The sequence below is a fragment of the Flagellimonas crocea genome, assembly GCF_033441595.1.
GTDB lineage: Bacteria > Bacteroidota > Bacteroidia > Flavobacteriales > Flavobacteriaceae > Flagellimonas > Flagellimonas crocea.
In genome coordinates this window covers 595,305-605,570 of the sequence record NZ_JAUZVX010000002.1, presented here as the reverse complement: position 1 = coordinate 605,570, position 10,266 = coordinate 595,305, and the positions used below count along the sequence as shown (strand labels likewise).

12 protein-coding genes are annotated in these 10,266 nt (G+C 45.6%); 8 read left to right on the top strand and 4 right to left on the bottom strand.

Annotated elements, in window-relative coordinates; all coding sequences use genetic code 11:
* The 5 genes from SD449_RS07935 to SD449_RS07915 all read left to right on the top strand — a co-directional run.
* On the top strand, positions 1 to 450 hold a 450-nt coding region (locus tag SD449_RS07935; RefSeq protein ID WP_318309808.1), incomplete at its 5' end, for a hypothetical protein.
* A 2-nt stretch (positions 451 to 452) separates the two neighbouring features.
* A complete protein-coding gene (locus tag SD449_RS07930; RefSeq protein ID WP_318309807.1) occupies positions 453 to 1,619 on the top strand; it encodes a gliding motility-associated C-terminal domain-containing protein in 1,167 nt (388 codons plus the stop codon).
* 77 nt (positions 1,620 to 1,696) lie between these two features.
* Positions 1,697 to 2,431 (top strand): M15 family metallopeptidase, encoded by a 735-nt coding sequence (locus SD449_RS07925; RefSeq protein ID WP_318309805.1) that lies wholly within the window; start codon positions 1,697 to 1,699, stop codon positions 2,429 to 2,431.
* 39 nt (positions 2,432 to 2,470) lie between these two features.
* Entirely contained in the window at positions 2,471 to 3,235 is a 765-nt protein-coding gene (locus SD449_RS07920) for a M48 family metalloprotease (RefSeq protein WP_318309804.1), read from the top strand.
* Between the two features lie 115 nt (positions 3,236 to 3,350).
* Positions 3,351 to 3,518 carry a DUF6747 family protein gene (locus tag SD449_RS07915; protein ID WP_318309803.1) on the top strand — a complete coding sequence of 56 codons (168 nt, stop codon included), beginning with the start codon at positions 3,351 to 3,353 and terminating at the stop codon, positions 3,516 to 3,518.
* A 104-nt stretch (positions 3,519 to 3,622) separates the two neighbouring features.
* Here the strand turns inward: SD449_RS07915 and SD449_RS07910 are convergent, their stop codons facing one another.
* The gene (locus SD449_RS07910; protein WP_318309802.1) at positions 3,623 to 4,015 is read right to left on the bottom strand and encodes an ankyrin repeat domain-containing protein; all 393 of its coding nucleotides are present in this window, start codon (positions 4,013 to 4,015) and stop codon (positions 3,623 to 3,625) included.
* 206 nt (positions 4,016 to 4,221) lie between these two features.
* Here SD449_RS07910 and gpmI point away from each other — a divergent pair, with 206 nt between their 5' ends.
* The 3 genes from gpmI to SD449_RS07895 all read left to right on the top strand — a co-directional run bounded on the left by gpmI (position 4,222) and on the right by SD449_RS07895 (position 7,504).
* Positions 4,222 to 5,739, top strand: coding sequence for a 2,3-bisphosphoglycerate-independent phosphoglycerate mutase (gpmI, locus tag SD449_RS07905; RefSeq protein ID WP_318309801.1), 1,518 nt, complete (start codon positions 4,222 to 4,224; stop codon positions 5,737 to 5,739).
* Between the two features lie 45 nt (positions 5,740 to 5,784).
* Positions 5,785 to 6,603 (top strand): type I methionyl aminopeptidase, encoded by an 819-nt coding sequence (map, locus tag SD449_RS07900; RefSeq protein ID WP_318309800.1) that lies wholly within the window; start codon positions 5,785 to 5,787, stop codon positions 6,601 to 6,603.
* A 136-nt stretch (positions 6,604 to 6,739) separates the two neighbouring features.
* Entirely contained in the window at positions 6,740 to 7,504 is a 765-nt protein-coding gene (locus SD449_RS07895) for a class I SAM-dependent methyltransferase (RefSeq protein WP_318309799.1), read from the top strand.
* On the opposite strand, the gene SD449_RS07890 is transcribed toward SD449_RS07895, so the two are convergent.
* The 3 genes from SD449_RS07890 to nqrF form a co-directional block, all read right to left on the bottom strand.
* Positions 7,505 to 8,509, bottom strand: a complete 1,005-nt coding sequence (locus SD449_RS07890; RefSeq protein ID WP_318309798.1) for an FAD:protein FMN transferase — start codon at positions 8,507 to 8,509, stop codon at positions 7,505 to 7,507.
* Entirely contained in the window at positions 8,510 to 8,869 is a 360-nt protein-coding gene (locus SD449_RS07885; RefSeq protein ID WP_318309797.1) for a Na(+)-translocating NADH-quinone reductase subunit F, read from the bottom strand.
* Positions 8,870 to 8,955: 86 nt separating this feature from the next.
* Positions 8,956 to 10,263 (bottom strand): NADH:ubiquinone reductase (Na(+)-transporting) subunit F, encoded by a 1,308-nt coding sequence (gene nqrF, locus SD449_RS07880; protein ID WP_318309795.1) that lies wholly within the window; start codon positions 10,261 to 10,263, stop codon positions 8,956 to 8,958.
* Between the last annotated feature and the right edge of the window lie 3 nt (positions 10,264 to 10,266).

The window sequence follows — 10,266 nt, the reverse complement described above, 5'->3', positions numbered from 1 at the left end:
GCAACGAACACAGCCCAGGAAGTGACAATGAGCGGCGACGCCACCATGGACAACACCGGGGCGCTGACCATACAGCCGGAGGCAGTAACACCAGCAAAAATAGAACCTTCATTAACAAACGGTCAGGTTCTCACAACTGTAGCAGGTGCCACAAGTTGGCAACCCCCTGCAGTTGTAGCTATGGGAAAGGTTAATGGAGATGGAACCCCAATAAAAGTTTCAACAGGAGTAACAACAGTTCTCAACACACCAAACCTTGGATCTTATACTGTTTCTTTTGCGGCAAGAATTGATGCGGATTATATTGTACAACTTACTGTTCTTAATAATACAGCAGGATATAGTATTCAAGTTACAAACCAGACAGACTCAAGCTTTGATGTACAAGTCTTGGATGAATTCGGAAACGACCAAAATTCAGTTTGGTACTTTACAATAACCGATTTTTAACCTTGAAAAATCTCCTCCACATACCATTTCTCCTATCTGTCAGCTTTGCTGTGGCCCAAACCGGGCTGTACCATGCGGGCAACATGCAAATGCACGGCAATGCCAATTTGGGCTTGCATACCAATTTTATAAACAACGCCCAGTTTGACCAGACCACGGGCACGGTGGGGTTTTATGGTTTTGGTGCCATTGAGGTTACCGGGAGCTCTGCCCCCAACCTTTGGGATGTCGAAATTTTTATGGACAGTAACCTGTTTCTGCAGAACAATGTTTCGGTTCGGAACAACGTCAATTTTGTGGACGGGAACGTCCTTACGCCCACCAACGTTCCCACGGTATACCTTAACTTTATGGAACAAGGATTTTTTACCGGGGAAAGCGATGCTTCCAAAGTCACCGGCTTTGCCGCAGTGAACGATCGCGAGGTGTTTTCGTTCCCTGTGGGCGACCAACAGCAGCTCAGGCCATTGACCATCAATTCGCAGGGTACATCGCCGCTATCCGTCTGCGCTTACTTTTTTGAAGATCCATCCAGTCCATCGTCCATTTTGGGCAGTTTTGATGTCAACGACAAAGTACAGGACATCGGAACGGTAACCGACCGTGAATTTTGGGTCATCCAGAGCGATGTGCCCGCCCAGGTCACCATTTCGTGGAACCCAAGGAGCGCCTTGGCCGATATTCCCAATGCCACGGCGGAATCCATTATCGCCGTGGGTTGGAGCAAGGCTTCCAGCCAATGGGTGATCATTGGCAACGCCGCCACCAGCGGGGACATCAACCGCGGTTTCCTCACCTCCGAGACCTTTGTGCCCAACGAATATGCGGCCATTACCTTTGGTACCATTCCGCTGCCCACCGACACATTTGCGGTGAACAATCCCACTTTGGGCAACTATTTTCTAAGTCCGAACGGAGACGGCACCAACGATTTTTTGATCATTGACGGTCTGGAAGAGTCGCCCAACAACAGCGTGCAGATCTATAACCGGTATGGACAAAAAGTGTTCGAAAAGGTGAATTACACCAACGAGTTTCGCGGTGAGGCCAATGCGGGCACCTTGATCACCAGCCCCGGTGCAGGACTTCCCGAAGGGGTTTATTTTTACCTCGTCAACATGTTCGACCTGGAACTGCAATATTCCGGTTTTCTGTTTTTGGATCGCTAGGTATTATAGTCCCCATGGATTTTTTTCGGGGCGTTTAGTAAAAAATACTTCTTAACTTGGGGGGCAAAATATGTTTCATGAAAAGAAGGAATTTCATTAAAACGGCTTCCGCATCCGGTCTGGCCTGCAGCATACCCCCTATTGTTCCCAATTTTTTAAGCTCCGATTATTCCACCGCCGAACTTATGGGCAAGGCGAAGATCGAGCTATTTGGTGAGGGCATCAATCTGCGGAAGGAAGCGTATGAATCCTTTTTGGAGATGAAAAAAGCGGCCTATTCCGATGGATACGATATTCAGATCGCATCCAGCTACCGGGATTTTTTTAGGCAAGAAAGTATCTGGGAACGAAAATATCTACAATACACAGAAACTGACGGCATGGATCCATTGGATGCCATTGAAAAGATCATAGAATATTCCACCATTCCCGGCACGAGCAGGCACCACTGGGGCACGGACATCGATATTATTGACGGCTATCCCAAAGTCTCGGGCGATGTGCTTGTTCCCGAAAAGTTTGAAGCAGGCGGTCCGTACGAAGGGCTCAAACTTTGGCTGGACGAAAATTCCACCAAATATGGGTTCTACATCGTGTACACCAACAATCCCCGAAGGAGGGGCTTTAAGTACGAGCCCTGGCATTACAGCTATGCGCCGATCTCCATTCCCATGCTCACGGAATACCGTAGGCTCAATATTTTAAAGTTGTTGCAAAAGGAACAATTCTTGGGCAGTGAGCACTTTACCACCGGCTTCATCAAAACATATGTGCAGGACAATATTTTGGATATCAACCCTGTATTGCTATAACGGTTTTTTTGTATCTTCAACTGACCAGTACACTGACCTATGAGAAGAGGAAGTTGGAGGATTCGTATCCTTATCGGTTTGGCCATTGTGGCCTTTGCCTTTGTACGCCGATGCAGTAACCAACAGGAAAACCCATATACGGGCCGCACCCAGAACATCGACATGACCACGGAACAGGAAATTGCCATTGGCCTGCAAACTGCGCCGGAAATGGCACAGCAGCACGGCGGACTGTACCCGGACCAAGAACTACAGGAATTGGTGGATGCCGTGGGCAATAAACTGGTACGGAACAGTGTGGCACAAGAGACCCCGTACCGATATGAATTCCATCTTTTGGCGGACGACCGTACCATCAATGCGTTTGCGCTCCCGGGCGGACAGATCTTTATTACCTACGCCCTATTTTCCAAGCTTAACGAAGCTCAGCTTGCCGGGGTTCTCGGGCACGAGATTGGCCATGTGATCGGGAGACATTCCGCAGAGCGGATTGCCGAAAGTGGTTTTTGGCAAACCTTGGCCACTGGCGCATCCGTGGGAGGCGACATGGGGAGTGTGGTAGCAGGAATAGGCCAAAATACCTTGCTCAAAAATGGAAGGGGGGACGAACTGGAGAGCGATGAGCTGGGAGTACTGTTCATGATCGATTCCGGATACGACCCCAACGAAATGATCGAGGTCATGAAAATCCTGAAGGCGGCCGCAGGCCCCAACCGGGTACCGGAGTTTCAGAGCACGCACCCCGACCCTGAGAACCGTATTGAAAAAATAAGGGAGGCCATTGAAAAATATTCAGGTCGATAGAATCGGCTGTTTATCGATTAAAAAAGTGTTCTGTTCTAATTTCCGTATCTTTGAATGAACCCCAAATCCTACCTAAGTTCTCTTGACCTTTTATGCGGTAAAAAAGAGAGAACATATGGGAACACTATTACACTTTAAAGATCTCTATTTAGAGGCATTTGACGATTGCAAACCTAGCTTTGTCGTATTCTTTTTGAAAGGATATTCGATATTTTGCGCGGTCATGTTTTTACTGGCCGTATATGCATTTTTGTACAGAGCTTTTACCGGCTTTGAATTCTAAGGCGGGAGAACACACTCTTTTGCAAGGACACTAAATATGTAAAATGAGAAAGGGCCCATCCGATCGGATGGGCCCTTTGTTTTTTGGACAATTGAACTCCCTTTTTATTTTTTCATGGCAGCTTCCAACACCGCAATGGCCTCTGTAGCGTTGGACAATTTGGCATATTTCATGGCGGTCATTCCACCATCGCAACGTTTTTTAAGGTCGGCCCCATTTTCAATGAGCACTTGTAACACTTCGGCCTTGTTGTACCGGGCCGCATAATGGATGGGGGCCTTGCCCAAGGATTTTTGGTTGACATCCTCCCCTAGTTCAATAAATTTTTTGACGGTGTCCACATCCCCTTGCATTACCGCTTTGCAAAATGTACTAAGATCGTCGGGGGAAATTACTTCGATTTTGGATTCAGATCCATCCAAGTTGGGTTCGTTGGCAGAAATACCGCTTAGGGCCAACATGGAAAATGCCGCCACTGTGAAAATTGTTTTTTTCATGATGATTGTTTTTGATTAATGAATTACTTGTTATAAAAATAGACCTCTAAAAACAGAGGATGTTACACGATTAACAGTTAAATAACGAAATTTTAACAACTCTTCAATTTTAACTTAAAATTATTAACAACTTCATAATTAGAATTTTAACAAAAAACTAGTGCATCCAACCAGATCACTTTATTTTTGCAGTACAAGATTTTACTATGAACAAAAAGGTTATTCTTATGATTTTGGATGGTTGGGGAAAATCCCCCGATCCAAAAGTTTCGGCAATCGAAAAAGCCAATACTCCATTTATTGACTCACTATACAAACAATATCCCGATGCCGACCTGCATACGGACGGAATGAACGTGGGTCTGCCCGAAGGGCAAATGGGAAACAGTGAAGTGGGGCACATGAACCTTGGTGCGGGAAGAATTGTGTACCAAGACCTGGCCAAAATCAACAAAGCCGTAAAAGAAGACACCTTAAAGAACGAAAAAGTACTTCAAGAAGCCTTTGAATACGCCAAAGCCAACAACAAGCCCGTACATTTTCTGGGATTAGTGAGCGATGGTGGCGTACACAGCCATATCGATCATTTAAAAGCGCTGATCAAAACTGCCGATGAAAGTGGTGTAGAGCAATCTTTTGTCCACGCCTTTACCGATGGCCGCGATGTGGACCCCAAAAGCGGAAAAGGTTTTTTGGTAGATCTTGTGAACTATTGTTCTGACAAAAAGGCCAAATTGGCAACCGTGATCGGAAGGTATTATGCCATGGACCGGGATAAGCGATGGGAACGCGTAAAATTGGCCTATGATGTTTTGGTAAATGCGGAGGGAGACGGAACACAGGACATTGGAAATGCCATGCAAAAAAGCTATGACGAGGGCGTTACCGATGAATTCATCAAACCTTTGGTGATGACCGACTCCAATAATGAGCCAATGGCCCAGGTAAAAGATGGTGATGTCATTATATTTTTCAATTTTAGGACGGATAGAGGTCGGGAGCTGACCCAAGCCTTGAGCCAACAGGATTTCCACGAGCAGAACATGCACAAACTGGACCTGTACTACGTGACCATGACGAATTATGATGAATCCTTCAAAGGAACCAAAATCATATTCAACAAAGAAAATATTAAAGATACCTTGGGCGAAACACTGGCCAAACATGGCAAGAAGCAAATCAGGATCGCCGAGACCGAAAAATATCCGCACGTTACCTTTTTCTTCAATGGAGGCCGTGAGGAACCTTTTGATGGTGAACAACGTATCTTGTGCCCATCGCCCAAAGTGGCCACGTACGACCTTCAACCGGAAATGAGCGCTTACGACATCCGTGATGCCATTATCCCGGAACTAAAAAAAGGGGAAGCCGACTTTGTATGTCTCAACTTTGCCAACCCGGATATGGTCGGGCACACCGGAGTTATGGAAGCCGCGGTAAAAGCATGTGAGACGGTGGACAAGTGTGCGAAGGATGTGATTACCGCTGGACTGGAAAATGGCTATTCTACCATCGTGATCGCGGACCACGGAAACTGCGATACCATGATCAACCCGGATGGCAGCCCTAATACCGCACATACCACCAACCCTGTTCCGCTCATTTTGGTGGACAAGGATGTAAAAGAGGTGAAAAGTGGCGTTTTGGGTGATATCGCTCCTACGGTTCTCAAATTATTGGGAGTGCCACAACCCGAATTAATGACCCAAAAACCATTGGTATAAACAATCATTCCTTAAAATCCCTAGAATCAATTTATCTTTGCGGCTATGATTCAAGTAAAAACAGCAGAGGAAATTGAGTTGATGCGCGAAAGCGCTTTGGTCGTATCCAAAACGTTGGGCATGTTGGCCAAGGAGATAAAGCCCGGTGCCCATCCATTAAAGTTGGATAAAATGGCCGAGGAATTTATTCGCGAACAAGGTGCCGTACCCGGCTTTTTGGGCATGTACGATTTTCCGAACACCCTCAATTGGAGTCCAAACGCGCAAGTAGTGCACGGAATACCCGGTAACGAACTGTTAAAGGACGGGGACATTGTTTCCGTGGATTGCGGGGCCGTTAAAAATGGGTTTCATGGAGATCATGCCTATACTTTTGAAGTGGGCGAAGTGGCCGAAGAGACCAAGAAACTCCTAAAGGTCACCAAAGAGTCGCTTTATATAGGTATCCGAGAATTTACACTCGGTAATCGCGTAGGAGACGTGGCCTATGCCATTCAAAAATATACCGAAGATCATGGCTATGGCGTGGTCAGGGAACTGGTAGGTCACGGTTTGGGCCGCGAACTGCATGAAGACCCCCAAATGCCCAATTACGGCAAACGGGGACGCGGCAAAAAATTTGTCAACGGAATGGTGGTCGCTATCGAACCTATGATCAATATGGGCACCAAGCGCATCAAGCAGCTAAAGGACGGCTGGACCATTCTTACTGCCGATGGCAAGCCAAGCGCACACTTTGAACACGATGTGGCCCTTGTGGACGGAAAACCCGAACTCTTGTCCACATTCCAATATATTTACGAAGCTTTAGGAATTACCAGCGACGAAGAAGATGAATTCCGCCATAAGAAGTTGGTGCTTTAGTGGTTATATAAGACAAACCTTGAACCACCTTGCAGCTTCCCATATGAAGTTGGGGCCAATTGTTAATTTTGGCAAGGATAGCTTATCCCATAAAAGAGTACTATTATAAATCAATTGGTGTAAATTCGTGTGATTCGTGTCAAAAATATTTAAGTTCTTTCTAAATCTTGTTCCACGGCCCCTGTTAATTAAAACAAGCTATTGGGTTCGTCCCTTGATTGCTTTTTCCCTAAAGGGAAGTAAGTTTACGGATCCGATAGATGGAAAATCCTTCAAAAGGTTTTTGCCGTATGGTTATGAGAATCAAAGAGAGAACGTGCTCTCCCCCTCTACCCTGTCCTTGGAAAGGCACCGTCTGTTGTGGCTCTATTTAAAAAATGAAACGGACTTTTTCAACAAACCCTTAAAATTACTGCACTTCGCCCCTGAACAGGCTTTCTACCATCGTTTTAAGAAGTTGGATAATTTGGAGTACACCACTACCGACCTCAATTCGCCATTGGCGGATGTAAAGGCGGATATTTGCAACTTGCCTTTTCAGGACAATTCCTTCGATGTGATTCTGTGCAACCATGTTTTGGAACATATCCCGGATGACACCAAGGCCATGCAGGAGCTTTACCGCATTCTGAAACCCGGAGGATGGGGCATCTTTCAAATTCCGCAGGACCTGAAAAGGGAAAAAACCTTTGAAGATGACACCATTACCGACCGAAAGGAACGTGCCCGCATTTTTGGTCAGTACGATCATGTCCGAATTTATGGAAGGGATTATTTTGATAAGCTTCGCGCCATAGGATTTACCGTGGAAGAAGTGGATTACACTAACATCCTTCCGAAGGAAGCCGTTGAAAAATATCGATTGGCGAAGGGGGAGATCATTCCTCTAGTCAGGAAATAATCATTTTTTGACCAGTGCCTCAAAACCCAGAGTAAAAAATTCCTTGGTTTCCCCTTGTTCGTCCAAATAGATGATATAGGCCTCCAGTTCGTTATGGTTCTCAAGGACCTTTTTGGAGTCCTCCAGATCCATTGCCATAAAACTTGTGGCATAGGCGTCCGCAACGGCACAGGTCTTGGCCACTACACTTGTCGCCAAAACGTTGGAATTTTTGGTATAGCCAGTTTTAGGGTTTATGGTGTGTACATACCTTTCCCCTGTTTCAGGGTCCACCCTAAATTTTCTATAGTTTCCGGAAGAGGCCATGGCCACATCCTTTAAAGAAACAATTTGTTTGAGTTGGCGTCCTGTTTCCACTTGTGGATCATCGATTCCAACCGTCCATTTTTTTCCCGAATCCAAATTGGTGCCCTTGGCAAGGACTTCTCCACCTACTTCGACCAAATAATTTTTTATCCCCTTCTCGTCCAACATCGCTCCCAAGCGGTCAATGGCATAGCCCTTGGCCACGGCATTAAAATCAAATCGAATGGATGGGTGCGTCTTTGAAATGGTGTTATCGGAATTCAATTTTACCTTATCCCATCCTACATAGCCCAACAAACTGTCCACACGAAGACTATCGAGCTCCAATTGCTCTCCCGGGCCAAATCCCCAAGCGTTGGCCAAAACGCCAATGGTAGGGTCAAAATAGCCGTTGGAAGCCTTGTGTACCTCACTTGATATATCGAACACCTCTTTGAACATATCATCCACAACAAGGGTGGAATCCCCCTGATTGATCTTGGAGATATCGGAAGTAGGGATATAGGTGGACATGGACTGGTTGAGCACCTGAAAAACGGAATCTATTTCCTTTTGATAGTCCAATTCTTCATCGGCGATATAGGTAATCGAATAGGTCGTCCCGAGGGCATTTCCCCATGATTGATTTTTAACATGCTCCTTTGGCGTGCAGTTCAAAAACACTACAACCAGCCCCAATAACAATCCTTTGTTCATCATTTAAATTTCAATTAAACCTTGATAATCCACTACATATTCCTCATCCAGATATAATGGCTCCGTCCTGTCGGATGCATTGGATAGTCCAACACCTGCAAAATAGGTCCGAGCCTCAAACTTTTCAGCATGGTCCTTTACGGTCCGCATCAGCTCTTCATCATATTCTCTTGGATTGAATGGAAACTCCACGTTCCTCACTACAATAAAATGAAGTACCTTTTCCTTAAGGCACACGTACTGCGGGTTCTTTTTCAGCTTGCTGTTGATTGCCATAAACTCAAACCCGTCGGCCTCCAGTTCACGGCCCACAATGTTCATGGCCAAGTTGTGCAATTCCTGTTCTGTCAATTCTCTTTTCATAGGCACAAAAAAAACCGATGCGGGAGCATCGGTTTGGTTTTATTTATACCTCTCGACAATGCTCGAGGTTATTATCTGTTTCGGTTTTATCCTCCAAAGTCATCAAACCTGATGTTCTCATCCGGGATACCAAAGTCTTCTCCCATTTTCTGAACCGCTTTGTTCATCAATGGCGGACCACAGAAATATAGTTCAATATCTTCCGGGGTTTCGTGATGGTTCAAGTAGTTATCGATCACACAGTTGTGGATAAACCCTACAAAACCATCTCCCTCGTCGTCAATGCTTTCCTTGACTTTCCAGTTATCCTCTTCCAATGGCTCAGAAAGTGCCATATAGAATTTAAAGTTGGGGAATTCCTTTTCCAATTGTTTGAAATGGTCGATGTAGAAGAGCTCTCTTTTTGAACGACCTCCATACCAATAGGTCACTTTTCTATCGGTCTTCAATGTTTTGAACAAGTGGTACAAGTGGGAACGCATTGGAGCCATTCCGGCACCACCACCCACATAAAGCATCTCTGCTTCGGATTCGTTGATGAAGAATTCACCAAACGGACCAGAAATGGTCACAGGATCACCTTCCTTCAAACTAAAGATATAGGAAGAAGCGATACCAGGGTTCACATCCATCCATCCGTTTTTGTTACGATCCCATGGCGGGGTCGCAATACGAACGTTCAACATGATTTCTCTTCCCTCTGCTGGATAGGAAGCCATGGAGTAGGCTCTTTCCACCGTTTCCGGGTTCTTCATGACCAAGGGCCACAAATTGAATTTATCCCACTCCGCCTGGAACTTATCCGGAGTTTCGTGCTCCTCGGGGTGAGCGGTAATGTCTATATCTTCGTATTTTACTTCGCATGGTGGAATCTCTATTTGAATATATCCACCTGCCTTGTAGTTCATGTCTTCTGGAATCTCAACGACAAACTCTTTGATGAAAGAGGCAACGTTGTAATTACGTACTACTTTGGCATCCCATTTTTTGATACCGAACACTTCTTCGGGAATGGTAATTTCCATGTCCTGCTTTACCTTGACCTGACAGGCCAAACGTGCTCCTTCGCTCAACTCCTTTTTTGAGAAATGGGGAGTCTCCGTAGGAAGGGCTTCACCCCCACCCGAAAGTACGTGACATTCGCATTGGATGCATGTTCCACCGCCACCACAAGCGGAAGGCAAGAATATTTTTTGGTTACCCAAAGTCGATAGCAAAGAACCTCCTGAACCAACTTCCAGCTCCTTTTCACCATTAATAGTAATGGTTACGGGCCCGGATGGGGACAGTTTTTCCTTAGTGAACAGCAAAAGTGCCACTAACACTAACAACAAAACAAGAAATGCAACTACAGTAATTAAGATAGTACCTCCGGTACTTGCGGCTAATATCATCTT

Bases quoted from the DNA above. Each gene is read 5' to 3' on its own strand.
- SD449_RS07925 (WP_318309805.1), top strand. From the start codon at position 1,697: ATGAAAAGAAGGAATTTCATTAAAACGGCTTCCGCATCCGGTCTGGCC.
- SD449_RS07920 (WP_318309804.1), top strand. From the start codon at position 2,471: ATGAGAAGAGGAAGTTGGAGGATTCGTATCCTTATCGGTTTGGCCATT.
- SD449_RS07915 (WP_318309803.1), top strand. From the start codon at position 3,351: ATGGGAACACTATTACACTTTAAAGATCTCTATTTAGAGGCATTTGAC.
- SD449_RS07910 (WP_318309802.1), bottom strand. From the start codon at position 4,015: ATGAAAAAAACAATTTTCACAGTGGCGGCATTTTCCATGTTGGCCCTA.
- gpmI (WP_318309801.1), top strand. From the start codon at position 4,222: ATGAACAAAAAGGTTATTCTTATGATTTTGGATGGTTGGGGAAAATCC.
- map (WP_318309800.1), top strand. From the start codon at position 5,785: ATGATTCAAGTAAAAACAGCAGAGGAAATTGAGTTGATGCGCGAAAGC.
- SD449_RS07890 (WP_318309798.1), bottom strand. From the start codon at position 8,509: ATGATGAACAAAGGATTGTTATTGGGGCTGGTTGTAGTGTTTTTGAAC.
- SD449_RS07885 (WP_318309797.1), bottom strand. From the start codon at position 8,869: ATGAAAAGAGAATTGACAGAACAGGAATTGCACAACTTGGCCATGAAC.
- nqrF (WP_318309795.1), bottom strand. From the start codon at position 10,263: ATGATATTAGCCGCAAGTACCGGAGGTACTATCTTAATTACTGTAGTT.